This is a genomic window from Larkinella soli (assembly GCF_003703975.1).
In the GTDB taxonomy this organism is placed as follows: domain Bacteria; phylum Bacteroidota; class Bacteroidia; order Cytophagales; family Spirosomataceae; genus Larkinella; species Larkinella soli.
The window spans coordinates 112,750-137,260 of record NZ_QTJY01000012.1 but is presented as its reverse complement, the minus strand read 5'-3'; the positions used below and the strand labels follow the sequence as shown (position 1 = coordinate 137,260).

The 24,511-nt window shown below is 61.4% G+C and carries 19 protein-coding genes; 11 read left to right on the top strand and 8 right to left on the bottom strand.

The genetic code is table 11. From position 1 onward, the window contains the following. Positions 1-22: 22 nt before the first annotated feature. The 7 genes from DX909_RS20225 (at position 23) to DX909_RS20195 (ending at position 10,555) form a co-directional block, all read left to right on the top strand. Positions 23-388, top strand: a complete 366-nt coding sequence (locus DX909_RS20225) for a response regulator (RefSeq protein ID WP_128547106.1) — start codon at positions 23-25, stop codon at positions 386-388. Between the two features lie 9 nt (positions 389-397). Then, complete coding sequence (locus DX909_RS20220; protein WP_128547029.1) at positions 398-1,207, top strand: CheR family methyltransferase; 810 nt, start codon at positions 398-400, stop codon at positions 1,205-1,207. Next, positions 1,189-1,773 carry a chemotaxis protein CheB gene (locus tag DX909_RS20215; protein WP_128547028.1) on the top strand — a complete coding sequence of 195 codons (585 nt, stop codon included), beginning with the start codon at positions 1,189-1,191 and terminating at the stop codon, positions 1,771-1,773. Before DX909_RS20220 ends, DX909_RS20215 begins: the two co-directional genes overlap by 19 nt. A gap of 1 nt (position 1,774) precedes the next feature. Further along, positions 1,775-4,795 (top strand): PVC-type heme-binding CxxCH protein, encoded by a 3,021-nt coding sequence (locus DX909_RS20210; protein ID WP_128547027.1) that lies wholly within the window; start codon positions 1,775-1,777, stop codon positions 4,793-4,795. Between the two features lie 43 nt (positions 4,796-4,838). Continuing rightward, complete coding sequence (locus DX909_RS20205; protein ID WP_128547026.1) at positions 4,839-5,648, top strand: polysaccharide deacetylase family protein; 810 nt, start codon at positions 4,839-4,841, stop codon at positions 5,646-5,648. A 122-nt stretch (positions 5,649-5,770) separates the two neighbouring features. Further along, positions 5,771-8,983, top strand: a complete 3,213-nt coding sequence (locus tag DX909_RS20200) for a DUF1553 domain-containing protein (protein ID WP_128547025.1) — start codon at positions 5,771-5,773, stop codon at positions 8,981-8,983. A gap of 123 nt (positions 8,984-9,106) precedes the next feature. Further along, positions 9,107-10,555 carry a DUF1501 domain-containing protein gene (locus tag DX909_RS20195; protein WP_128547024.1) on the top strand — a complete coding sequence of 483 codons (1,449 nt, stop codon included), beginning with the start codon at positions 9,107-9,109 and terminating at the stop codon, positions 10,553-10,555. A 6-nt stretch (positions 10,556-10,561) separates the two neighbouring features. On the opposite strand, the gene dinB is transcribed toward DX909_RS20195, so the two are convergent. After that, complete coding sequence (dinB, locus tag DX909_RS20190) at positions 10,562-11,644, bottom strand: DNA polymerase IV (RefSeq protein ID WP_128547023.1); 1,083 nt, start codon at positions 11,642-11,644, stop codon at positions 10,562-10,564. 237 nt (positions 11,645-11,881) lie between these two features. Between dinB and DX909_RS20185 the strand changes: the two genes are divergently transcribed. Together DX909_RS20185 and DX909_RS20180 are read left to right on the top strand one after the other, a co-directional pair. Next, positions 11,882-12,235 (top strand): hypothetical protein, encoded by a 354-nt coding sequence (locus DX909_RS20185; protein ID WP_128547022.1) that lies wholly within the window; start codon positions 11,882-11,884, stop codon positions 12,233-12,235. Continuing rightward, the gene (locus DX909_RS20180; RefSeq protein ID WP_128547021.1) at positions 12,214-12,504 is read left to right on the top strand and encodes a hypothetical protein; all 291 of its coding nucleotides are present in this window, start codon (positions 12,214-12,216) and stop codon (positions 12,502-12,504) included. Before DX909_RS20185 ends, DX909_RS20180 begins: the two co-directional genes overlap by 22 nt. 98 nt (positions 12,505-12,602) lie before the next feature. On the opposite strand, the gene DX909_RS20175 is transcribed toward DX909_RS20180, so the two are convergent. The 7 genes from DX909_RS20175 to DX909_RS20145 all read right to left on the bottom strand — a co-directional run bounded on the left by DX909_RS20175 (position 12,603) and on the right by DX909_RS20145 (position 21,196). Continuing rightward, the gene (locus DX909_RS20175; RefSeq protein ID WP_128547020.1) at positions 12,603-13,139 is read right to left on the bottom strand and encodes a CopD family protein; all 537 of its coding nucleotides are present in this window, start codon (positions 13,137-13,139) and stop codon (positions 12,603-12,605) included. Between the two features lie 137 nt (positions 13,140-13,276). Next, positions 13,277-15,907 (bottom strand): ABC transporter permease, encoded by a 2,631-nt coding sequence (locus DX909_RS20170; protein WP_229311120.1) that lies wholly within the window; start codon positions 15,905-15,907, stop codon positions 13,277-13,279. 7 nt (positions 15,908-15,914) lie between these two features. Next, on the bottom strand, positions 15,915-16,256 hold the full coding sequence (locus tag DX909_RS20165; protein WP_128547019.1) for a PadR family transcriptional regulator: 342 nt from the start codon (positions 16,254-16,256) through the stop codon (positions 15,915-15,917). A gap of 234 nt (positions 16,257-16,490) precedes the next feature. Continuing rightward, positions 16,491-17,684, bottom strand: coding sequence for a sialidase family protein (locus tag DX909_RS20160; RefSeq protein WP_128547018.1), 1,194 nt, complete (start codon positions 17,682-17,684; stop codon positions 16,491-16,493). 123 nt (positions 17,685-17,807) lie between these two features. Then, positions 17,808-19,313: a carboxypeptidase regulatory-like domain-containing protein gene (locus DX909_RS20155; RefSeq protein ID WP_128547017.1), complete on the bottom strand. Its 1,506-nt coding sequence runs from the start codon at positions 19,311-19,313 to the stop codon at positions 17,808-17,810. A gap of 29 nt (positions 19,314-19,342) precedes the next feature. Further along, complete coding sequence (locus DX909_RS20150; RefSeq protein ID WP_128547016.1) at positions 19,343-20,737, bottom strand: CsgG/HfaB family protein; 1,395 nt, start codon at positions 20,735-20,737, stop codon at positions 19,343-19,345. 33 nt (positions 20,738-20,770) lie between these two features. Then, the gene (locus DX909_RS20145; RefSeq protein ID WP_128547015.1) at positions 20,771-21,196 is read right to left on the bottom strand and encodes a curli production assembly/transport component CsgF; all 426 of its coding nucleotides are present in this window, start codon (positions 21,194-21,196) and stop codon (positions 20,771-20,773) included. 146 nt (positions 21,197-21,342) lie between these two features. Here DX909_RS20145 and DX909_RS29945 point away from each other — a divergent pair, with 146 nt between their 5' ends. After that, positions 21,343-23,211: a glycosyltransferase gene (locus tag DX909_RS29945; RefSeq protein WP_229311118.1), complete on the top strand. Its 1,869-nt coding sequence runs from the start codon at positions 21,343-21,345 to the stop codon at positions 23,209-23,211. Between the two features lie 8 nt (positions 23,212-23,219). Beyond that, complete coding sequence (locus DX909_RS20130; protein WP_128547014.1) at positions 23,220-24,509, top strand: ABC transporter ATP-binding protein; 1,290 nt, start codon at positions 23,220-23,222, stop codon at positions 24,507-24,509. Positions 24,510-24,511 lie beyond the last annotated feature (2 nt).

Here is a 24,511-nt window from a genome sequence, read left to right as displayed (position 1 = left end):
CGCTCACACCATGGAAAAACAAATGAGCCGGAAACGGGTATTGATCATTGACGATGACGCCCGCAATATCTTTGCGCTGAAAGCCACCCTGAAAGCCCGGTCTTTCGACTGTCTTTCGTGCGGCAGCGCCCCCGAAGCCCTCGACCTGCTGAAAACCGGCGAGCCCGTGGACGCCATCCTGATCGACATGATGATGCCGGAAATGGACGGGTACGAAGCCATTCCCCTCATCCGGCAGATCGAAAGCCGGAAGGAAACCCCGATCATTTCCGTGACGGCGCAGGCCATGGTCGGCGACCGCGAAAAGTGCCTCCGGGCCGGCGCGAACGATTACATTTCGAAGCCGGTCGATGTAGACCGTTTGCTGCGGCTGCTGTCGCAGCTATAATCAGAACTCATGATAGAAGATATAGAGGTTGAATGGATACTGAACGATCTGCTTGATTTTTACGGCTACGACTTCTCCAATTATTCCAGGGCTTCGCTGAAACGACGGATCACCCGGCTCATGACGATGGATCGGTTTCCGAGCTTCGCCGAATTCCGGTACCGCGTCCGGATGGACCCCGACTACCTGAAGCGGTTTGTGGAGGAGATCACCGTGACGGTTACCGAGATGTTCCGGGACCCCCATTTTTATAAAAGCCTCCGCACCGAAGTCGTCCCGACGCTGGGTGCCAAACCGTTCATCCGGGTCTGGCATGCGGGCTGCGCGACGGGCGAGGAGGTGTATTCGATGGCGATCCTGCTGAAGGAAGCCGGACTTCTGCACAAGTCCCTGCTCTACGCCACCGACCTCAACCCGGGCGTCCTCGAAAAAGCCCGCCACGGCATTTTTCCGATGGCTCCCATGAAGCTGTACTCCGAGAATTACATCGAATCCGGCGGTTTGGAGGATTTCTCCGCCTATTATACGGCCCGCTACGACCAGGTTAAATTCGACGAATCGCTCGGAGAAAAGATGATCTTCTCGACCCACAACCTCGTATCCGACCGTTCATTCAATGAATTTGACCTGATTCTTTGCCGTAACGTGCTGATTTACTTTGATAAGGACTTGCAGGAAAGAGTCCTGAACCTGTTTGACGAGAGTATGGGCCAGCTGGGCTATCTGGCGCTGGGATCGAAGGAAACCCTGAACTTTTCGGCCATCCGGCAGAAATACAAACAGCTCAACCGGGAGAAGATATGGCGAAAAATCGGCTGACATCTCCCTGTAAAGCGGTCGTGATCGGCGGGTCGGCGGGAAGTATCGACGTGTTGATGAAGCTCCTCCCGGCCCTGCGTCCCGATCTGTCCTTTTCGCTGCTCATCGTTCTGCATCGCCGGCATTCCGGCGAATCCTCCCTGGCGAACCTGCTGTCCGTCAAAACCGTCATGCCGGTCCGGGAAGTGGAAGACAAGGACCCCATCCTCCCGGGACAGGTTTATCTGGCACCGGCGGATTACCATCTGCTGATCGAGAAAAACCAGTATTTTTCTTTAGATTTCTCCGAAAAAGTAAATTTCAGCCGTCCCTCTCTCGACGTCACCTTCGAATCGGCCGCCGATGCCTGGGGACCGGAGATGGTCGGCATCCTGCTGTCGGGAGCCAATGCCGACGGGTCGGACGGGCTGCGGGCCGTCAAAAAAGCCGGGGGCGTCATCATCGCCCAGAAACCCGAAACCGCCCAGTCGGCCTTCATGCCGCAGCAGGCCATTCTCTCGACGCCCATCGATCACGTGTTCGATGTCGTAGAAATCGCCGAATACATCAATTCCATCAACCGCTGATATGGTTCGCCCGCTTCTGTTTTATGCGCTGATGCTCAGCCTGCCGGCCCTGCTGGCCGGGTCCGGGAATACCGTTCCTGCGAATCGCTCCGGCGTGCCGCCCGAAGCCGCCCTCGCCACGTTCGAACTGGAGCCGGGTTTCAGGATCGAACTGGTGGCCGCCGAACCGCTCGTGGCTGACCCCGTGGCGATGGAGATCGACGAGGAAGGGCGGCTGTATGTGGTCGAGATGCACGGCTACCCGCTCGACAAAAGCGGCTCCGGCCAAATCAAACTCCTGACCGACACCGACGGCGACGGCCGGATGGACAAAAGCACCGTGTTCGCCGATAAACTGGTTTTGCCGACCGGCCTCATGCGCTGGAAGAAAGGCGTCATCGTCACCGATGCCCCGGATGTGCTTTATCTGGAAGATACCGACAACGACGGCCGGGCCGACCTCCGCAGGCCCCTGCTGACCGGCTTCGCCCTTTCCAACCCCCAGCATAACCTGAACGGGCCGGTGCTCGGCCTCGACAACTGGATTTACCTGGCCCACGAGTCGGCGGTTTCAGCGCAGGTGTATAAAGCCGAGTTCGGCGACCGGGGCGGAGACGTCCGGTTTCCCGACAAACCGGACGGGCCGCGTCTGCCGGATAATGCCGGAGGACGGAGCGTGCGGTTCCGGCCCGACCGTTTCGAACTGGAACCGGTGTCGGGCAACACGCAGTTCGGGCACACCTTCGACGCCTGGGGCCGGCGGCTGCTGGTGAGCAACGCCAACCATATTTACCACGAGGTGCTGGCGGCCCGCTACCTCCAGCGCAACCCGGACCTGCTCATTCCTGGAGCCGTTCAGTCCATCTCCGACCACGGCAACGCGGCCGAAGTGTTCCCCATTACCAAAAATCCCGAACACCAGCTGCTGACCGACGTGGGCGTCATCACCTCCGCCTGCGGCCTCACCGCCTACCTCGGGGGCGCGTTTCCTCCGGCCTACGACCGGGTGACTTTCGTAGCTGAGCCGGTCAGCAACCTCGTTCATTTCGACCGCCTGAGCGATCAGGGTGCTACGTTCAGGGCCAGTCGGGTGCGGCCGGATAAGGAGTTTCTGGCATCGACCGACAGCTGGTTCCGGCCGGTCAATTTCTACATCGGGCCGGACGGCGCGCTGTATGTGGTGGATTATTACCGCCAGATCATTGAACACCCGGAGTGGATGGCCGAGGAAGTAACCCGCTCGGGCGCACTCTACAACGGCACCGATCAGGGGCGCATTTACCGCATCACGCCCAAAGAAGCCGCCCCCGCCGACTGGACCCGGGGCCTTTCGCTGGGTCGGGCCACCACGACGCAGCTGATCGATTATCTGGCCCATAAAAATATCTGGTGGCGCCGAAACGCCCAGCGGCTGCTGCTCGACCGGGCCGCAGCATCGGATGTTGCCGCCCTGGAGAAAATGGCCCGGAACCCGGCTTCGCCGGTCGGACGACTCCATGCCCTCTGGACGCTGGAAGGACTTGGTAAACTCCGCCCCGAGCTGATCGGGCAGGCGCTGAAGGATGCCGAACCGGGCGTCCGGGAAAACGCCGTCCGGCTGGCCGAAACCCATCTTTCCGAAGCGCCCGCGCTGGGCCGCAGCCTGCTCGCGCTGACCGGCGACCCCAACGCCAAAGTCCGGTTTCAGCTGCTCTGTACGCTGGGCTGGGTGGAGGGAAAGGAGGCAGCCGATGTCCGGGAAAAACTACTTTTTCGCGACCTTTCGGACCCCTGGGTACAACTGGCCGCCCTGACGGCGCCCTCCGCCGGAAACGGCGAACTGCTGAAGGCGGTGTTGGCCCGCTACCGGCCGGGCGACGACGCCCACGCTTCGTTGATCGAGCGGCTCGGCGCACTGCTCGGAGCGGGGCAGCCGTCGGCGGAAATTCACCGGCTTCTGGAGAAAGCCGTCGATCCCGCGAGCGGTTCCGATGGGCAGGCGGCCTTGCTGAAGGGGCTGGCCCAGGGGCTGAAACGCCGGATGACCCCGCCGGAGGAATGGGCCCGTGAACGGGAGTTGCTGACGAAAGCATTTTTCGGACATCCTTCGACGGCCGTTCGACAGGGGAGTCTTCAGATGCTGCGGGTGATTGGATGGCCGCCGGAAAGCCGCATGAGCGAGGCCGAGACCCGGGCCGTCCGCACGGCCGCCGATCCGAAAGGGGCCGTCGAAAAGCGAACCGAAGCCGTCGAGTTTCTGAGCCTGCGTCAACCCGCCACCCATAGGAAACTTCTGGAAAGCCTGATCGTTCCGACGGAACCGCTGTCGGTGCAGGTGGCGGCCCTGCGCGCCTTGTCGGCCGTGCCGGATGCGAGCGTCAGCCGGTTTGTGCTGGACCACTGGGCCGTGATGACCCCCGACCTCCGGGAGCCGGCCCTCGGCACCTTCCTGACCAGCCAGGAGCGGGTTCGGCTGCTGCTCGACGCCATTGAAAAAGGCATTGTCACACCGGCCAGCCTGGGGTGGCCGCGGAGTGTACGGCTGATGTCCTACCCCGATGAAACGCTGCGTAACCGCGCCCGCAAACTGCTGACGCAGAAGGATGAACAGCGGCAGGCGGTCCTGAAACAATACGAATCCGTGCTGGCCCTGACCGGCGACCCGAAGCAGGGCGCGCTGGTATTTCAGCAGAACTGCGCCCTCTGTCATCAGATCGGCGGGTCGGGCGGTATTGCCTTCGGCCCCGACCTCGGGACCATCCGAAACCGCCGTCCGGCATCCGTCCTGACCGACATCCTGAACCCGAATCTGTCCATCGCCGACGGTTTCGACACCTGGACGGTGAGCCTGAAGACCGGGGAGACGGTGCAGGGCGTAATTCCGTCCGAAACGCCCACGGCGCTGACGCTACGAAGCCCCGGCGGTCAGGAAATGACCATCGCCCGGCAGGACATCCGGTCGCTGAAGGCCGAGGGAATGTCGGCCATGCCGTCGGGTCTGGAGAAACAGATCAGCCCCCGGCAGATGGCCGACCTGCTGGCCTATCTCCGAAAGGCACCATAAACCGGTTATTCCAAAATGGATAGATCCTAAGCCCATAAAAACCATGAAAATGCTTACCGCCACCTTCATTCAGTTCCTCAGCCTCTTTTTACCTTTTTTGCTTTCGCTGCCCACGCTCGCTCAAACCCTGGTCCGCTGGCCGGAGGGCAAACGCGTGGCGGTGAGCCTCAGCTTCGACGACGCCCGGCTAAGCAACGTCGATGCCGGAACTGCATTACTGGACCAGTACGGGGTCAAGGCCACGTTTTTCGTGCTGCCCGGCGGGGTCGAGAAGCGGCTGGACGGCTGGAAGAAAGCCGTTGCGAGCGGGCACGAAATCGGCAATCACTCCGTCAACCACCCGTGCAGCGGCAACTTCCCGTGGTCGCGGCAGAAGGCACTGGAGGATTACACGCTGGAGCGGATGAGGACCGAACTGCTGGAGGCAAACCGCCAGGTGGAGCGGCTGCTGGGCGTGAAACCGGAGGTGTTCGCCTATCCCTGCGGGCAGTCGTTCGTCGGGCGGGGACGTGATACCAAAAGCTACGTGCCGGTCATCGCCGAGCTGTTTCTGGCCGGTCGGGGCTGGCTGGACGAAGCCCCGAACGACGCCGGCTACTGCGACATGGCCCAGCTGACCGGGATTGAAACTGACGGCAAGGATTTCGCCCAGATCCGGGAGGTTATCGAAAAGGCCCGGGAGCAGGGGCAGTGGGTGGTGCTGGCCGGCCACGAAACCGCCGAAGCCGGTGCCCAGACCACCCGGCTCCAGATGCTGAAACAACTCTGCGAATACGCCAAAGACCCCGCCAACGGCGTCTGGATCGCGCCCATCGGTACGGTCGCCAAATACGTTCAGAAGCAGCGGAAGTAAGCCGGAAAACCACCCCCGGCCGGTACAGGACAGATCATTCCGCCTTTCTTCGTATTTTTCTAAAATTTCAGTTGAAAGTGATGTTGGAAAAAATCCCTGGTCAATTCTCCCGAAACCGGCTGATGCTCGGACTGGCCGTGCTGGCCGGCTTCCTCGGCATCGTGCTGGCGCAGAGTTGCGGGGTGGAAAAACCGGCTGCGATCGTCGGGCTGGAGGCCCGGCTGCCCGAGACGGTAGACTATAACCGGCACGTCAAGCCGATCCTGTCCGACAAGTGTTTCTTCTGCCACGGACCCGACCGGAACAGCCAGAAAGCCGGTCTGGAGCTGGCTACCCGGGAAGGGGCGCTGGCGGCTTTGAAGAAACATCCCGGCAAACACGCCATCGTTCCCGGCGATCTGGCCGCCAGTGAGTTGTTCCACCGCATCGTGTCGACGGACGCCGACGCCATGATGCCGCCCCCCTCGTCGAACCGCAGCCTGACCGATTACGAAAAGGCTATTCTCATCCGCTGGATCGAGCAGGGGGCCGAATACAAACCGCACTGGGCGCTGCTCAAACCGCAGAAAACCGCCCTGCCGGCGGTGAAACATACCGCCTGGCCGAAGAATCCGATCGACTATTTCGTGCTGGCAAAAATGGAGGAAAACGGCCTGTCGCCGTCGCCGGAAGCCGACCGGGAGACGCTGCTGCGCCGGGTGACGCTCGACCTGACCGGTCTGCCGCCCACCGTGGCCGAGATCGACGCCTTTCTGGCCGACCGAAGCCCGAATGCCTACGAAAAGGTGGTGGACCGGCTGCTGCGGTCGCCCCACTATGGCGAAAAGATGGCAGTCGACTGGCTCGATCTGGCCCGCTACGCCGACACCCACGGTTACACCGTCGACCGCTACCGCCCCATGTGGCCCTACCGCGACTGGGTCATCAAAGCCTTTAACCGGAATATGCCCCTCAACCAGTTCATTACCTGGCAACTGGCCGGCGATCTGTTTCCGAATCGCAATGGCGGACCGGCGTCCCGCGAGCAGCGGCTGGCGACGGCCTTCAACCGGGTGCATTCGCAGAACATGGAGGGCGGCATCGTCAACGAGGAATTCCGGGTGGAATACGTGGCCGACCGGACCAATACCCTCGGCACCGCCCTGATGGGGCTCACGGTGGAATGCGCCCGCTGCCACGACCACAAATTCGACCCGATCAGCCAGAAGGATTATTACCGCCTGTTCGCCTTTTTCAACAACGTCGACGAAGCCGGGCAGATTTCGTGGGATGACGCCATGCCGGTGCCGACGATGCTGCTGACGGAACCGAAGCAGGACAGCCTGATTGCCTTTCTGGACACCCGGATCAAAGCCGCCGAAGCCGCTCTGGCCCAAACCGCCCGGACGGAACGGCCGGCCTTCACCCGGTGGCAGGCTCAAACCGGCGGCACCGTTCCGTTCGACGCCCGGAAGGACTTGCAGGCCCATTTTACCTTCGACCGGTTACAGGGCGGTGCGTTCCTGAACGCCGTCAATGCCAAAGACAGCGGCAAGGTGGCCGATCCGGTGCTGGTGCCGGGCCGCCGGGGAATGGCCTTCCGCTCGAACGGCGACGATATTCTCAAACTGGGCCAGGTCGGTATTTTCAACCGATCGCAGCCCTTTTCCATCGGCGCCTGGGTTTGGATTCCAAAAGAACTGACCAAAGCCGCCATCATTCACAAGGGCAACGGAGATATTCTGTACAACTTCCGGGGGTATTTTCTCAACCTGCGCGACGGCCGGGCCGAACTGCTGATGGCCCACACCTGGCCCTATAACAACATCGTCCGCGTCAGCCGGGAGACGCTGCCCCGCGACCGCTGGGTTCACCTGACGATGACCTACGACGGATCGAGCCGGGCCGCCGGCTTCCGGTTGTTCGTCGACGGCCGGGAAGCCGCCATGCAGACCGAGAAGGACAATTTGTATAAGGACATTCTGTTTAAGGGAAAGCAAACCGGCCTGATGCTGGCGGCCGATATGCGCGGCCCGGGCCTCCGCAACGGCGCTATCGACGAACTGACGGTATTCGGTCGGGAACTGACGCCCCTTGAAGTGCAGGCCCTGCCTGAATGGTCCGAAACGGTGGCGGCCGCGACGGGGCCTGCGCTGGAACGATATTACCTGCACAGCGTGTCGGAGCCGTACCGGGCACAGCTCAAAGAACTGGAGCGCCTTCGGGCGGAACGGAATCAGGTGGTGGAGCCTATTCCGGAGGTCATGGTGATGGAGGAGATGAAAACGCCCCGCCCGGCCTTCGTGCTGAAGCGCGGGGTCTACGACGCCCACGGCGAACGGGTGCAGCCCGGCGTTCCGGCCGGCGTGCTGCCCTTCCCGGCCAACTACCCTAAAAACCGGCTGGGTCTGGCGAAGTGGCTCCTGCATCCCGACAACCCCCTGACCGCCCGGGTGATCGTGAACCGGTACTGGCAGACCTATTTCGGAACCGGCCTGCACAAGGCATCCGACAATTTCGGCAACCAGGGCGGGGTGCCGACCCATCCCGAATTGCTCGACTGGCTGGCCCTAAGGATTCAGGAGCGTGGAGGACCCGACCGGGCGCATCAGGTGCTGGGCTGGGACGTCAAGGCCCTCCAGAAGCTGATCGTGATGTCGGCCACCTACCGGCAGTCGTCGCGCCCGACGCCGGAGATGCTGAAAAAAGACCCCGAAAATACGTGGCTGTCCCGGGGTCCGAAATTCCGCCTGACCGCCGAAATGATCCGCGACAATGCCCTGGCGGCCGGCGGTCTGCTGTCGAAACGGATGGGCGGGCCGAGCGTCAAGCCCTACCAGCCCGAAGGACTCTGGTCGGTCAACAGCGCCGTGTATGAACCCGACAGCGGGGAGAATCTGTACCGCCGGAGTCTGTATACCTTCTGGCGACGGACCAACCCTCCCCCGTCCATGAACACGTTCGACGCGCCTTCGCGGAGTTATTGCGTGGTGCAGCGGCAGAAAACCAGCACGCCCCTGCAGGCGCTGGTGCTGCTCAACGACCCGCAGTTCGTGGAGGCCGCCCGGGTGGTGGCCGAACGCTCGCTGGCGCCGGACCGGCCGCTAACCGACCAGCTGACGCAGGTGTTCCGGCGGCTGACGGCCCGAAAACCGACCCCCCGTGAACTGCGCATCCTGACCCGGCTGTACGGGCAGGAATACCGGAAATTTGTAGAAAACCCCGCCAAAATGCGCGGCTGGCTGACGGCCGGAGAACACCGCACCGCCGGTACTCTCGAACCGGCCGCCCTGGCCGCCGGAGCGGTGGTCGCCAGTACGGTCATGAACTCGGAAGCGTTTATAACGAAGCATTAAAAATACCACCCCCCGGCCCCCTCCTTAGCAAGGAGGGGGAGTGCGCTGCCAATTTCTAAAAATTGCGAAGCCACCCCCTCCTTACCAAGGAGGGGGGCGGGGGGTGGTCAAAACACCGACACGATGAAAGATAAACTCGCTCAGCATCTGGCCGATACGTTCAGCCGGCGGTCGTTTCTGAACCGGGCCTCACTGGGGCTGGGGTCGCTGGCGCTGGGGTCGTTATTGCCGGGAAACCTGTTCTCCGGTCCCTCGGCCGACGACCGGCTGGTGGTGCCGCACCGGGCGCCCAAAGCCAAACGGGTGGTATATCTGTTCCAGAGCGGAGGCCCTTCTCAGCTTGAGATGTTCGATTATAAACCCCATCTGGAAAAGATGCACGGCAGGGACCTTCCCGAGTCGGTCCGGAAGGGGCAGCGGCTCACGGGTATGAGCGCCCAGCAGTCGGCGCTGCCGCTGGTGGGGTCGCCGTACCGGTTTGCTCAGCACGGGAAAAGCGGGGCCTGGGTGAGCGAGCTGATGCCCTACACGGCGAAGGTGGCCGACGACCTGTGCTTCGTCAAATCGATGTTCACCGAGCAGATCAACCACGACCCGGCGCTGACCTTCTTCCAGACCGGCAACCAGCTCGCCGGCCGGCCCAGTATCGGCTCCTGGGTGAGCTACGGACTGGGCTCGGCCAACGAGAACCTGCCGGCCTTTATCGTGCTGATTTCCAAAGACGCCCCGCAGGACCAACCGCTGTATGCCCGGCTCTGGGGCAACGGTTTTCTGCCTTCGCGGCATCAGGGCGTCCAGTTCCGCTCCGGGACCGACCCGGTGCTGTACCTGAGTAACCCGGAGGGCTATACCACCGCCGACCGCCGGAACATGCTCGATGCCCTGAAAGACCTCAATCAGGCCCAGGAAGAACTTTACGGCGATCCGGAGGTCAGCAACCGCATTGCCCAGTACGAAATGGCGTTCCGGATGCAGACCTCCGTGCCCGAGGTGAACGACCTCTCCGACGAGCCCGACTGGGTTTTCGATCTGTACGGCCCGGGTTCGCGGGAGCCGGGTACGTTTGCCGCCAACTGCCTGATGGCCCGCCGGCTGCTGGAACGCGACGTCAAGTTCGTGCAGCTCTATCACCAGGGCTGGGACCAGCACGGCAACCTGCCTTCGGCCCTGACGCGGCAGTGCAAAGCCACCGATCAGGCGTCGGCGGCTCTGGTTCAGGACCTGAAACAGCGGGGTTTGCTGGATGATACGGTCGTCATCTGGGGCGGGGAGTTCGGCCGGACCAACTACTCGCAGGGCAAATTGACGAAAGACAATTACGGCCGGGATCATCACCCGCGCTGCTTTACGATCTGGATGGCCGGGGGCGGCATCCGGCCCGGCATCACCTACGGCGAAACCGACGAATTCGGCTACAACATCACCCAAAATCCGGTGCATGTGCATGATTTTCAGGCGACTCTGCTTTACCTGCTCGGTATCGACCACGAAAAACTGACCTACGAGTTTCAGGGCCGCCGGTTCCGGCTGACCGACGTAGCCGGCAAGGTGGTGAAGGGCATTCTGGTCTGAAGCCGCTCAGAAGGGGAGGACCAGCTGGTGGCCCGGCGACTCGTCGATGGGTTCGAGGTTGGAGAGTGTTACGCCCAGGAGCCGGACGCCCTTCGGCACCGGCAGCAGGGCCGTCAGCAGGTCGTGGCTGATGCGTTCGAACACCTCGGCCTGGGTGACGGGGGAGAAGGCCGTGCGGCTACGGGTGATCTGCTCGAAATCCGCATATTTGACCTTCAGCGTAACCGTCCGCCCGATGACCTGATAGCGCCCGCCGATGCGCCAGACCGACTCGATCAGGGGCTGCAGGGCTTCGGCCAGTTCGGCGGGTTCGGTCAGGTCGTGGTCGAAGGTGTTTTCCGAACCGATCGACTTCCGGATGCGGTCGGGCGTGACGGGGCGGTTATCGACAGCCCGGGCGATATGGTAATAAAAACTCCCCGCCTTCCCGAAATGCCTCCGCAGGTCTTCTTCTGACTGCCCGCGCAGGTCCAGCCCCGTGAAAATGCCCATCCGGTTCATCTTTTCGGCCGTCACCCGCCCGATGCCGTGAAACTGTCCGACTTCCAGCTTCTCGACGAAAGCCGGCCCCTGACTCGGTTTGATGACGTACAGACCGTCCGGCTTCCGGTAGTCGGAGGCCAGTTTTGCCAGAAATTTGTTGTAGGAAACCCCCGCCGAAGCCGTCAGGCCGGTTTGTTCGCGGACGGCCGCCCGAATTTCTTCCGCGATGCGGGTGGCCGACGGGAGGTTTTTAAAGTTGCTCGTGACGTCCAGATACGCTTCGTCTAAGGAAAGCGGCTCGATCAGGTCGGTGTACTGGGCGAAGATGCCGCGGATTTGCAGGGAAACGGCCTTATAGGTATCGAAGCGGGGTTTGACGAAGATCAGGTCGGGACACTTGCGCAGGGCCAGCTGCGACGACATGGCCGAACGCACCCCGAACTGCCGGGCCTCATAGCTGGCGGCCGCCACCACCCCGCGCTGCCGCGAGCCGCCCACGGCCACCGGTTTGCCCCGGAGGTCGGGATTGTCCCGCTGCTCCACCGACGCATAAAACGCATCCATATCGATGTGGATGATCTTCCGTACCGTTTCCGACCCATCCATAATTTGTCAGCTCTTCAAACTTTTTGTAACCTTTTTTAAAGCGCTCTTTTATCCCATGGAATTATTGGCTACCTGACGTTACTCGACGGCGGCTCAAACGTCGTAATAAAAAATCGAAATTGCTTTTCCTATATTTGGCCAGATGAAAGCCTGGTAGTTTATCAGTGCTTTCTTCTTCTCTACACCGGATTCAGAATGCTCAGTCACAGTCAGTTGTAGGAGCTTGCCCTCTTGCGTTTGCAGGAAGCCGAGTCTTTATTAATGAACCATTTCCATTCAGGAGCGTACTATTTTGGAGGAATCGCTCTGGAAGTTGCGCTGAAGGCAACCATTGTGAAACATTTGCAAACGGATACGTTACCCAGGCTAATGGAAATGCATGATTTAAATAATCTGGTGGTTTTTGCCGGGCTTTGGAAGGAGATGCAGCTTGAAAAGCACCGAAGCACAAACCTCTTTAAAGCCTGGAATAAAGTGACCGATTGGAAAGTAGACCGCCGATATGAATTGCCACCTTCCAATCCGATTGTTGTTAACAATTTTATGCTGAACGTAAAAACGGTTTTCAAATGGATCGAAATGCATTGGTAAACGCCATAAAGGATAAGCTGAGCGATTTGAATCGCCTGCACGAACTCCAGCATCGTATGCCGTTTGTGGATGCTTTTGTGCTGGTTAAAACCTTAACCGGCTTTTTCGATAATGTGTATATCCTCGGTGTCAGCTCTCCGGCCTTAAAAAAGAAACTTCTGGAGGAGTTCGAAGTATCCGATAAACTGATTGACTTTCTGAGTGAACACCTGACTCTGGAAGCCTGGAGTAAAATCGATCGGGTCCGTGCCTACCCGACGCTGACCTGACTGAAGCAGGAGGCCCAGCGCGGAATTGATTATGATCCCGACAACCTAATCTCCGTTCCCGGAATAAGAGTAGTTCATGTATAGAGAGCAAAACTTCTTCACCCCCCCGACCGCTCCCGGAACCGCTTATAAAGCTGGATGGCCATGCCCAGCATCACCACCAGGGCGATCATGCCGAGCATTCCCCAGAGCATGCTGAGGGCGTCCTTCAGCACGACCAGGAACACGATACCGAACAGAAAGAGTGTGGCGACTTCGTTCCAGACCCGCAGCTGGGTGGACGAATACCGGATGATGCCCTTCTGATGCTGCCGGAAAATGGCGTGGAGGGAAAAATGATAGGCGTAGAGCAGCGCCACCAGAATGAGCTTGTAGATGAGCCAGTCGGGCGTGGCGCCGTAGTTGTACCAGGTGCTCAGGCCCATTACGAGCGTTACGACGGCCGAGGGCCAGGTGATGCCGTACCAGAGCCGGCGCTGCATGACCTGAAACTGCCGCTGGAGGGCTTTTCGCTCGGCTTCGGGTTTATCGGCGGCTTCGGCGTAATAAATGAATAGCCGGGGCATGTAAAAGATACCGGCAAACCAGGTGACGACGAAAATGATATGTAAGGCCTTGAAATAAAGGAACGTCATCGGAGCTACAGTCGGTTGGCCCGGCACCGGCTTCCTCTCGGGAAAGCCGGTGCCGGAGACATGATTTTACGCCAAATATACGATCCGAAGGCCAGAAGCCGACGGCACCGGCTTCATCATTTCAGGGCCGGGGGCCGTCACTCCGACCGCAGGCTTTTGACCGGGTTGAGCAGGGCGGCTTTGATGCTCTGGAAGCTGATCGTCAGCACGGCGATGCCGACGGCAATGGCCCCGGCTCCGGCAAACAGCCACCATTCCAGATCCGTCTTATAGGCGAAGTCCTGAAGCCAGCGCGACATGGCGTACCAGGCCAGCGGGCAGGCGATGAGAATGGCGATCAGCACCAGCCGCAGGAAGTCTTTCGACAGTAGGGAAACAATGCCGAATACGCTGGCACCCAATACTTTGCGGACGCCGATCTCCTTCGTCCGCTGCTCGGCCGTGAACGCCGACAGTCCGAACAGCCCCAGGCACGAGATGAAGATCGCCAGGAAGGCGAAGTAGTTGGCGAGCCGCCCGACCACCTGCTCACTATGGTATAGCTTGCGGTACTCCTCATCGGCGAACTGATAGGCGAAGGGAAACTTCGGATTGACCTGCCGGTATACGGTTTCAAGGCTGGCGAGAGCCTCGCGGGTCTGGCCCGGCTGCGTCCGGACGATGATGTTCTTGCCGGCGGCTTTCGTGCTGAGCCGGACGATGGTCGGCTCGATGGGCTGGTGCAGCGATCCGGCGTGGAAGTCCTCCATGACCCCGATGATGGTTCCGGCCTGGCCCCACATCGTCAGTGGTTTGCCCAGCGGTTCGCGGTAACCGATGCGCCGGGCGGCCGTCTCGTTGATCAGGAAGCTGACCGAATCCATGCCGTATTCCCGGGAGAAATCACGCCCTTTCAGTTTGAGTTTCAGCGTTTTGGTAAAGTCGTAATCGACCGTCGAAAACTGGAACTGGATGCTGGCGTTCGGGTCTTTTCCGGGCCACTGCACGTTGCCCGTGCTGCCGTGGCGGTGGGTGGGCGTGCCGTCCATGTAGGTCAGCGTCTGGATGCCGGGCATCCGGAGCAGCTGTTCCCTGAAGGTCTCATATTTGGTGCCCAGATCGCCCTCGGCCTGGAGGTAAATGAGATTCTCGCGGTCGTATCCCAGGTTTTTGGTCTGGGTGTATTCGATCTGGCGATAGACGACCATCGTCCCGACGATCAGCAGCATCGACAGCACGAACTGGAACACCACCAGCCCCTGCCGGAAAAACCGCGCGCCCGAGCCGAACCGGATTGCCCCTTTCAGGACGCGGATGGGGTGGAACGAGGAGAGGAAAAAGGCCGGGTAGCTGCCCGCCAGCAGGCCGGTCAGCACGGTCATGGCCAGCAGCGTCCCCCAGAAGGCCGGGCTGGTGATGCCGAGCGAGATATGCTTGTCGGTCAGGCTGTTGAAGGTCGGCAGCAGGAGCCAGGTCAGGCCGACGGCGATCCCGAGCGCCATCAGCGTCAGCAGCAGCGTCTCCCCGAGAAACTGCCCGATGAGCAGACCCCGCACGGCCCCGACCACTTTCCGGACGCCCACCTCCCGGGCGCGTTTAGCCGAGCGGGCCGTCGCCAGATTCATGAAGTTGATGCAGGCGATCACCAGAATCAGCACCGCCACGATGCCGAACAGCCGCACGTATTCGATGCGCCCGCCGTCCGGGTAGCCGTTCCGGAAGTTGGAGTACAGGTAGGCGTCCTGGTGCTTCTGAAGAAACAGCTGAATGTCGAAATTACCGGTTTGCAGGCTCTTGCTGCGGCTTTTCAGGAAGGATTTCAGGTTGACTTCGAGCCGGGCGGCCGCTTCCTCACCGCCTTCCGGCCGGAGCAGCAGGTGTGTTTCGATCACGTTCGTTCCCCACTCCTTCAGCCACTCGTTGCGGGCGATGAAATCAGGCCAGGTCAGCAGGAAGTCGTACCGGAGGGAGCTGTTTTCGGGCAGGTCCTCGAACACCGCGCTGACGCGATAGTCGGTTTTGTTGTCGAGCCGCACCGACTTACCGAGGGCGGCTTCAGGGCTGCCGAAATAGTTGCGGGCCAGTTTCCGGGAGATCGCCACATTATTCGGGCCGTCGAGGGCGGTTTCGGCCGTGCCCTGCAGCAGCGGAACGCTGTACATCCGGAACCAGTCGGCCCCGGCGAAGCGGCCCTTCTCCTTGTTGAACCGGTTGCCCACCAGAAAGGTGTGCTGCTCTTCCCAGGAAAGGCCGGCGGCTGCGGCAATTTCCGGAAACTGCTTCTTCAGCTCGTCGGGCAGCAGCCCGGGCGTTCCCGAGCCGACCTCCACCTTGCCGTCGTAGAACTGGCGCTCCAGCACGTGGTAGAGGTGCGGTCCGTTCGCATGATAGGCGTCCATCCGGTATTCGTCCTGAATCCAGAGGTAAATCAGCAGGCTGCAGGCCATGCCGAGGGCCAGGCCCAGCAGGTTGATGGCCGAAAAGGTCTTGTTGTGGATGAGGTTTCGCCAGGCGACGAGAAGATAATTGCGTAACATATCGGGGTTTGCAAAATGGGTAGACGGTTCGGGATTCGGTTTTCGACGGATGACCGACGGGCGCAGGTAGGCCAGAACGTCCCGGCGGTACAGGGCGCGGGCGCGTTTCGGACCGAGCCGCTCCGCCCGGAGGTAATATCGCTCGTGCAGGTCGCCCAGCACCTCTTCCCGGAGGTGGGGCGCGCAGATCCGGTTCAGCAGCCGGTCGATCCAGACCGGGGGTTCGGGGGTTACCTTTGGGTGCGGGTTCATGGCGGTTTCAGGCTAAATCCAGTCCGGGAAAGGTTTGCGGTTCGATGCGGTCCCACAGGCGGTTTCGCACCGAGCGGACTTCGCCCAGCACCCGCCCGCCCAGGGCCGTGACCGTGAACAGCCGCTTCCGGCGCCCGCCCCGGACGGCCGTGGCCTCGCCCAGCACGGACGACACGTACCCTTTGTCTTCCAGCCGCTGTAGGGCGGCATGCACCGCGCCGGTGTTGACCGACTGGCCGGTTTCCTGTTCGAGTTCCTCCGCAATGGCGACGGAGTAGGCGGTCGGCGCCAACACCGCCACCGTCAGGAGAACCACTTCTTCAAATTCGCCAAGATCGCTGCGTCGCATACACGGAAGGAGAAACCAGCTTGAATTGATATCATCTATTTCCGTATATCAAATGCTTTGCCAAAGGCGATCAATAGCGGCTGAGAGGCTGAAAAGGCGGTTTTTGCTGAAATCCACACGAAGCTGCCTGTCCAGATTCGGACAGTTTTTGTACGCTTGTGGACAAGGGGAATTGCTGAGTTGCTGAATGATTGAATGATTGAATGACGGTTCGCCGTAGCGATTGAGTTGGGGTTAGTCGGGGAGGGTGATGAGGGTGAGGGTGGAGGTGGTTTCTCCGAGTCGGGTGTAGGCCAGGAGCAGGCCGGTCGGGGTGGCGAGCAGGGTGGATTGGGCGGCTGTTTCGCCGGTGGGCGTAAGGTAGCGTTCGGAGAGGGCCTTGCCGGTTTTGTCGAAGTATTTCAGGCCGATTTTCCGGTAAGCCCCCGGTCCTTCGCCGACCCATTCCTCCCAGCACAGGGTGGTGCGGCCGTCGGTCAGGACGGCCACCTGCGGGAATTTCATGGCGGAGGTGCGCGGTTTTTCAAGAAGATCCTCCCGGCCCAGACCGGCCAGCCGGATGCCGGCTTCCCCTTCCCGCCCGCTGTACCAGGTCGCCAGAACGCCCCCGGGAGCGGCTACCAGCTGCGGCCCGGAATGCGGGCAGGCGTCGATCTGCCAGTGGTCGGCCCGGACGAGTTGCGGCCGGCTGAAGGTGCGTCCGCCGTCGGCAGAGGTAGCGTAGCTGATGTCGCGGCTGCCGTCGGGCAGCAGGTCGCGGTAGGCGATGTACAGGGTTCCCGCTTCGTCGCTAATAACGCTGGTCCGGCAGCACTGGCAGGCGTTGGAGTCGATCAGGACTTCCGGCCCGAAACCACCGCCGGGCTCGGTTTTCGCAAATTTTACCGACCGCCCTTCCTGGCCGGGCATCTTTTCATCGAGGAAGACGATGCCCACTTCGCCGTCGGGCAGGCGGTTCAGGTCGCTGAACGAGTGGCTTTTGCCGGGGCTGGTGTCGCGGTGAACGGCCGCGGGCCGGGTCCAGTGGCTGCCGCCGTCGCGGGAGAGCACGAAGAGCAGGTCACCGGCCCGGGGCGCTTCCTCCGTGGGGCGGCTGACCTCGAAGGTGGCGATGAGCGTGCCGTCCTTCTTAAAGGCGATTTTGGGCTTTCCTTCCGTATGAACCGAGAATTCGGCCGGTCCAGGCACGGTCTTCTTCGGTCCGAACGTCCGCCCGCCGTCGGTGGACAGGCTGTAACAAAAGACCAGACTCCGGCCGGTTTTTTCGACCCAGCTGATGACCGGATTCCCGCGGTGGTCGGTGGTGAACCGGGGGAGGGATGCGTTGATCCCGGCCGGAAGCCGCACCGGCTTTTGGGCCGAAACGGGAATGAAAGAACTCAGAAGCAGGAAAAAACCGCCAAGAAAGGAAGCAAGCCGACTAACCATCAGTTACGGAAGAGTGGAAACCGGAGCAAAGATAATTGTTGAATTGTTGAATTGTTGAATGATTGAATGGGCTTCGCAAAGCTGGCCCGGCAGCGCACATTCAACAATTCAACAATTCAACAATTACTGTTTCCAGTCGGGCATTTCCCCGCTGGCGACCGCCTGCTCGCGTCCTTTGCCGTCGATGCCCACCGTCAGGATGCGCCGGGGGCCGGTGCCGGTGTTGTCGGTATTGACGAAGATGATGCGGGCGCCGTTCGGCGAAAACCGGGGTTCCAGGTCGTTGCTGCCGACGGCCTTGCTTTCCCCGCTGCCGTTTTTCTCACCCGACAGATCGAGCAGACTTCTGGTTTTTACGTCCAGCAGCATCAGCCGGGCGTCGGTCTGGCGCCCCTGCTCGTCCTGGTAGCTGCCCCGGTCGAGGCTGAACAGCAGCCGGGTGCCGTCGATGGAAAAAACCGGGTTGCTGATGCGGCTTTTCAGCGCCAGCACGGTACTCGTGTCTTTTCCTTCAGGCGTCATCAGCAGGATGCGGTTGTCGTACAGGCTGCCTGTGCCGACGGTCCGGGCTGCGATGCGGTTGCCCTGGCTCGTCCAGTCGCAGCCCGTGAAGAACCGCCCGGCGGGTGCCTGGGCCACCCGGGTCAGGCCGGTGCCGTCGGCCCGGACGCTGTAGAGTTTGTCGTTGGCGGGATACAGCAGCCGCGTGCCGTCGGGCGACCAGCAGAACGACAGGTCCGTGGGCAGGCTGCCGCCGACCGGCACGCTCGTTACCCGGCGCAGGTTGGCGCCGTCGGCATCCATCACGTACAGATGCTGTTCCGTGTCGGCATTGGAAAGGAAGGCGATCTGCACCCGGTTCGATCCGGTGGCGGGGCCGGCCACCGGCCGCCAGTTGCTGCCGTCGCGGGTCAGCTGGATTTCCTCTCCGCTGCCGTTGGACGTAAAAATCTGGTAGCGCCCTTCCACCTTGCGGGCATAGACGTAGGCGAAGGCCGGAAACGGCCGGGTGCTGAACGACCAGACCGGACCGTTGACGGCGTTGACCGCATCCCGGAACACCACCTGCCAGGTGTAATTTGATCCGTAAGTTAATCCTTCCAAGACCAGCGAATCGGCTTTCAGTCCGGTAAACGTCCGGAACAGGGTGCCCTGGCGGTAGAGCGTCAGGTCGTAGGTCAGGAGGTCGTTTTCCGGGTCGGTAGCTTTCCACCGAAGCGCCACCGTCGTGGGGAGAGCCGTGGTGCCGTCGGCCGGGAAGGGCCGGCCGGTCGGGGTGGGGGCGGCATTCGACTCGCCGGTCAGCAGGAGCGTCGTCTCCGAAGCGACCCCGGCGACGGCCTCCACCGTGGCGACCTCGTTCCGGCAGCCTGCTTTCGTTACCTGAAGGGTGTATTTCCCGACCGGCACGCCGGGGAAGCGGAAGGCTCCGGTCGTATCGGTTTCCACGGTCAGGCCGGTCGGACTCAGCCGGGCCACGGCATTGGAGACCGGTTTCAGGTTGGTTTTGTACCGGATGATGCCGCCGATGGACCCTGACTGCCGGGGTTCGACCAGCGTTTCCTCGTTGCAGGCCCACAGGCCGGCGAGCATCGGAAGGAGCAGGAAAAGGCAGGTAAAGCGTTTCATTGGTCTGTCTGGTTGAAGTGGGTAAAGAATCACCGGCGCAGGGGCCGCCCGAGGTAGATGCAGAGGCCCGCGGAACCGCGCAGGTAATAGTCGTAATAGCGCCCGGCCGTCGTCGCGTCCAGTTCGTCGGTCATCGGCTGCTGGTATTCGAGCATCGTGCGGAGGCCGACCGCGGGGCCGAGGGCATACTCGACCCCGAAGCCGCCCGTCAGCAGCGGGTATTTCCGTCCCTCCGGCCCCGGCGCGGAGCCGCTGCGGGCCGCGATCATCCCGGCGCCCACCGACACCAGCGGGGTCATTTTCCGGAACGGCAGCGAGCGGTAGAGCAGGCTGCCCTGCACGGAGGTGACGGATTGGGAGAAGGCCCGGCCGGCGCCCAGCGTCCCGGTGCCGGCGTTCAGCTGAAGCCCGAAGTGTCTCGACAGGTAAACGTCCACGGCCAGTCCGTAGCCGGTCCGAAAACCGGGAGCGGCATAGTCGCCCTTATAGCGCAGGGCCGAGACGTAGGGCTGGAGGGTCAGGCGGGAGGTCTCGCTGGTGTTGCGGCCACCGTAGAGGTCGGTTTCGCTCATGGCGGCCTTCTCGCGTTCATAGGCCGCCAGGGCGGCATCGGCCTGTTCGGCGGCCGGTTCGCTCACCGTCCAGAGGTGATCCCGGATGCCTTCCAGCACCAGCGAATGCACGGCTTTTTCGATGGCTTCGGTGACGGCCAGCTGCGAGGGTTCGTTGGTGGCAAAGCCGGTTTCGGCCTCCAGCAGCCGTTTGAAGCTGACGTACCGGAACGTCCCGGCATCGACCGACTGCGACAGGATGGTTTTGGAGGTATATACCGTTTTGAGAATCCGCCCGGTTTTGGTCGCCACGGCGCGGAGGTATACCGTGACGCGGTCCTGACGGTACTGGCTGGAGCCGCCCGTGCCGAAAAACCGCAGGCCCGCCCCGCCGGTGATGGTGTTGGCGTCGTAGGAGACGATGCCGCCTTCCAGGATGATCCCCGCGAACAGCAGCGGGGGCAGATTGTCGGTTTCCTGGCGGGCCTGGGCCATGCTCATCCGGACGATTTTTCGCTCGTTCATCAGGTCGCCGACGTTCTCGCGTTCGATCGGTACGAACCAGCCGCTTTCCTCCAGGGCCTTCAGCAGGATGCTGGTGGTGCCCTGGGAGACGGCCGTCGACCAGCCGGCGCCGGATTCGGTGGGTTTATACTGACCGGTCTGGTCGCGGAATTTGTAGACGGCGGCCACGATTTTCTCTTTCGGGGCCGGCAGCCGGCGCAGGTCGGCGGTGGCGGCCGTTTCCTCGCCCGGCCGCGCGTTGCGGGTTTTGGTCGGCTGGTGGAACCCGGCGCTGCAGCCCGACAGAAGGCCGACGAGCAGGGCGTAAAGCAGGGGGGCAACGGAGGTTTTATTCGGTAAAGTTTTCATGATGATGAAAATGTTAGTAAGTGGTTGGAAGGCTCAGAAGTAGGGGACGGTGATGGTGCTTTCCCCTCCCTTGCCGTCGGTGACCCGGATCATGACGCCCTCGGTGCCGTTGCTGACCGTCACCTGCATTTCTCCGAAGGTGAACGTGCCTTCCTTCAGGCCCTCCTCCCCGAACTGCTTGCCGATCAGGTCCTGCGTGATGCGGCTGAGGAGCTGGCGCTGGAGGTTGTCGGTGAAGTTCTGGAGCGTCGAAGCGCCGTTCAGGCCGTTGGCCGGACCGGTTTTCTTCGCGTTGGGGTCTTTGTAGGTGTCCTGGGCCTGGGCCGAACCGAGCAGCCACTGGGCGTTGAAGGAATTGCCGCCGAAAGCCGGGTTTTTCGGCTGATACGTCAGGGCCTGCGCCTTCAGGGCTGCGGTGCCCGAAAGCAGAAACAGGGCGGAGAGTAGTATTTTTTTCATGGACAGGGGCGGAAGGCGATGGGCGTTCCGACTGTCTATCGGGGGAAAGGCGGAAAGGTTAACAGCTCCGGGCGGTTTTCAGGCAGGATTTTTGCAGATGTAACCACAGGTTGATAAGACCCGCCGTACGCTAAAAAGACCTTTGAGTGGACCGTATACCAAAATCCCCTCCTGAAATCCCTCCCCTGAGTGATTCAGGACACCGGCCGTTGTGGTCGGTGATGATCCCGGCCTATAATTGTTCCAACTATCTGGTCGAAACGCTCCCATCGGTGCTGTCGCAGGCCCCGGGGCCGGAGCAGATGCAGATCGAGGTGGTGGACGATGCCAGCACGGACGCCGACGTGGGGGCCTTAGTGGAACGCATCGGCCGGGGCCGGGTAGGGTATTACCGGCAGGAGCAGAACGTGGGCAGCCTGCGCAACTTCGAGACGTGCCTGAAACGCTCGCGGGGCCATCTGGTTCACCTGCTGCACGGCGACGACCGGGTGCTGCCCGGTTTTTACGAAAAGCACGCCGAGCTGTTCCGCCGGCATCCGGAAATCGGTGCCTCCACCTGCCGCTACCATTATATCGACCGGACGGGGAAGCTGACCATGACCCAGGAGCCGGAGATGGATACCGAGGGCGTACTTCAGGACTGGCTGTTCAGGATTGCGGAGGTTCAGCGGCTTCAGTATGTTTCGGTCGTGGTGAAACGGGCCGTATACGAAAAAGTCGGTTCGTTTTATGGCCTCATCTATGGCGAAGACTGGGAGATGTGGGTCCGGATCGCCCGCGACTTTTCGTTTGCCTATACGCCCGAAATCCTGGCCGAATACCGGGGCCACGCCGAAACCATCACCAGCCGGAAAATGGTCGACGGGGGGGCGCTGCGCGATCTGTATGCCACCATCCAGACCATTCAGAACTACCTGCCCGAAGAAAAGCGAAAAACCGTCCGCGAACGGTCGAAGGCCTTTTACGTCCGCTTCGTGCTGCGGGCGGTATTTGAGATCTGGAAAACCACCGGCAACAGCCGGAGCCTGCTGAAGAACATCCGCGAGGCCTTCCGCCTTCAGTTCAGCCTTTCGCTGCTGGTGCTCATTCTGGGGCTTTTTCTGATCAACGGCGGCAAACGGCTGGTGCTGGCCCTCGGCGGGCGCGGGCTGGTAGACCGTTACCGGAAAAAACCGGCCCGCCGGCAGTGGACGGTGACCTGGGAAAGCCGCTGGTGGAACCTCGAACTGGGCGAACTCTGGACCTACCGGAACCTGCTGCTCCGGCTCGTGCGCCGGGATTTCCTGCTCAGCTACCAGCAGACCCTGCTGGGGCCGCTCTGGATGCTGCTCCAGCCGCTGCTGACGGTGCTGACCTTCGCGCTGGTGTTCCATAATCTGGTCGGCATATCGACCGGCCGCATTCCTCCGGTGCTGTTTTACCTCACCGGAACGGTTCTCTGGACTTTTTTCAACGAAATTTTCGCCGGGGTGGCGGGTTCCTTTACGGCCAATGCGGCCCTGTATAGTAAAGTCTATTTCCCGCGCCTGGTTATTCCGCTTTCCATCGTGAGCACGCACTTTCTCCGGCTGCTGATTCAGCTGGGGCTGGTGCTGGCGGTTCTTCTGTATTTCCGGGTGGTCTGGGGCATGCCTTTCCAGGTCAGCCACGAACTGCTGCTGGTGCCGGCCGTCCTGGCGGTCATCGCCTTTTTCGCCCTGGCGACCGGCCTGCTGTTTTCCGTCATCACGGCCAAATACCGCGACCTGAACAACATCGTCATGGTCGGGTTGCGGATGTTCATGTTCGTGACGCCGGTCATCTATCCGCTGGCCGTGGTGTCCGAAAGCAAACGCTGGGTTCTGGAAATCAACCCGCTGACGCCCCTCTTCGAAGCGTTCCGGTTCGCGGTCCTGGGGGAAGGCAGTTTCACCCCTTCGCAACTGGTCCTGAGCGGACTGGTCGCCTTCGGCCTGCTGCTGGCGGGCGTTCTGCTGTTCAACCGCCAGAAGGAGGCTATTATGGATGTCATTTAGTTTGTGTTATGTCCGAAACCGTCATCAGAGTCGATCATCTATCGAAGTTATACCAGTTGGGCACCATCGGGACCGGGTCGCTGCGGCAGGACCTCCAGCACTGGTGGACCACCCGTATCCGAAAAAGGGAACTCCCGTTTTTTCAGGACCCGAATCTGGCCCACCTGAACCCCGATCAGTCGTACTTATGGGCGCTGAAGGAGGTGAGCTTCGAGGTGAAGCAGGGCGAGGTCTGGGGCATCGTGGGCCGGAACGGTTCGGGCAAATCCACCCTGCTGAAGATCATTTCACGGATTATCCGGCCCACGCGGGGCGCCGTTCACGGCATCGGCCGCCTGAGCAGCCTGCTGGAGGTGGGGGCCGGGTTCCAGCCCGAACTGACCGGCCGGGAGAACATCTACCTCAGCGGCTATATCCTCGGCATGAACCGGCGCGAAATCAAAGCCTGCTTCGACGAGATCGTCGAATTCTCCGGCCTGGGAACCTTCATCGACACCCCCGTGAAGCGGTATTCGTCGGGCATGTACGTCCGGTTGGCGTTCGCCGTGGCCGCCCACCTCGACACCGACATCCTGATCGCCGATGAGGTGCTGGCCGTCGGCGATGCCGATTTTCAGAAGAAAAGCCTGCTGAAAATGAAGGAGTTTGCCCGGCAGGAAGGCAAAACCATTCTGTTTGTGAGCCATAACCTTCAGGCGGTGAGCCATCTGTGTCAGCAGGGGCTCTGGCTCCAGAACGGACAGGTGATGGAAGCCGGCCCCATCGGACAGGTGCTGCACCGCTACGGCAGCTTCGAGATGATCAATCAGCTGTACAGGACCTGGCCCCGACCCGAAGCAGCCCCCGGCTGCGACTGGGTCCGGATCAAATCCCTCGAAATCTTCCCGAATGCGCCCGAACCGGACCGGCCGATCGACGTGCGCACCCCGCTGGCCTTCCGGTTTCAGCTCTGGGTGATGGAAGACCGCCTGAAACTGCTGGTCGGCGTTCAGCTCCTGACCCGCGACGGCACCTGCGTCTTCGACCTGCTGTCCGGTTTTCAGGAATACCGCCACGGCCTGCTGCGGGGAGAATGCGTCATCCCCGGAAATTTTCTCAACGACGGCTCCTACTTCCTGTCCTTCATCGTCTACCGCGACAACTACGAAACCTATTACAAGCACGAGGGCGGTCTGTCGTTCGAGGTGGAGGACTACCGGGACGAGTCGTTTCAGTTCAGCGGCAAATGGGCGGGGGCCATCCGGCCCCGCTTCCCGATCCGGATGATGCAGGAAGAAATCATTGAAGTGGTATCCTGATA

Excerpts from the sequence above, each read along its gene's own strand:
- DX909_RS20225 (WP_128547106.1), top strand. The coding sequence starts at position 23 with ATGAGCCGGAAACGGGTATTGATCATTGACGATGACGCCCGCAATATC.
- DX909_RS20220 (WP_128547029.1), top strand. The coding sequence starts at position 398 with ATGATAGAAGATATAGAGGTTGAATGGATACTGAACGATCTGCTTGAT.
- DX909_RS20215 (WP_128547028.1), top strand. The coding sequence starts at position 1,189 with ATGGCGAAAAATCGGCTGACATCTCCCTGTAAAGCGGTCGTGATCGGC.
- DX909_RS20210 (WP_128547027.1), top strand. The coding sequence starts at position 1,775 with ATGGTTCGCCCGCTTCTGTTTTATGCGCTGATGCTCAGCCTGCCGGCC.
- DX909_RS20205 (WP_128547026.1), top strand. The coding sequence starts at position 4,839 with ATGAAAATGCTTACCGCCACCTTCATTCAGTTCCTCAGCCTCTTTTTA.
- DX909_RS20200 (WP_128547025.1), top strand. The coding sequence starts at position 5,771 with ATGCTCGGACTGGCCGTGCTGGCCGGCTTCCTCGGCATCGTGCTGGCG.
- DX909_RS20195 (WP_128547024.1), top strand. The coding sequence starts at position 9,107 with ATGAAAGATAAACTCGCTCAGCATCTGGCCGATACGTTCAGCCGGCGG.
- dinB (WP_128547023.1), bottom strand. The coding sequence starts at position 11,644 with ATGGATGGGTCGGAAACGGTACGGAAGATCATCCACATCGATATGGAT.
- DX909_RS20180 (WP_128547021.1), top strand. The coding sequence starts at position 12,214 with ATGGATCGAAATGCATTGGTAAACGCCATAAAGGATAAGCTGAGCGAT.
- DX909_RS20175 (WP_128547020.1), bottom strand. The coding sequence starts at position 13,139 with ATGACGTTCCTTTATTTCAAGGCCTTACATATCATTTTCGTCGTCACC.
- DX909_RS20170 (WP_229311120.1), bottom strand. The coding sequence starts at position 15,907 with ATGAACCCGCACCCAAAGGTAACCCCCGAACCCCCGGTCTGGATCGAC.
- DX909_RS20165 (WP_128547019.1), bottom strand. The coding sequence starts at position 16,256 with ATGCGACGCAGCGATCTTGGCGAATTTGAAGAAGTGGTTCTCCTGACG.
- DX909_RS20160 (WP_128547018.1), bottom strand. The coding sequence starts at position 17,684 with ATGGTTAGTCGGCTTGCTTCCTTTCTTGGCGGTTTTTTCCTGCTTCTG.
- DX909_RS20155 (WP_128547017.1), bottom strand. The coding sequence starts at position 19,313 with ATGAAACGCTTTACCTGCCTTTTCCTGCTCCTTCCGATGCTCGCCGGC.
- DX909_RS20150 (WP_128547016.1), bottom strand. The coding sequence starts at position 20,737 with ATGAAAACTTTACCGAATAAAACCTCCGTTGCCCCCCTGCTTTACGCC.
- DX909_RS20145 (WP_128547015.1), bottom strand. The coding sequence starts at position 21,196 with ATGAAAAAAATACTACTCTCCGCCCTGTTTCTGCTTTCGGGCACCGCA.
- DX909_RS20130 (WP_128547014.1), top strand. The coding sequence starts at position 23,220 with ATGTCCGAAACCGTCATCAGAGTCGATCATCTATCGAAGTTATACCAG.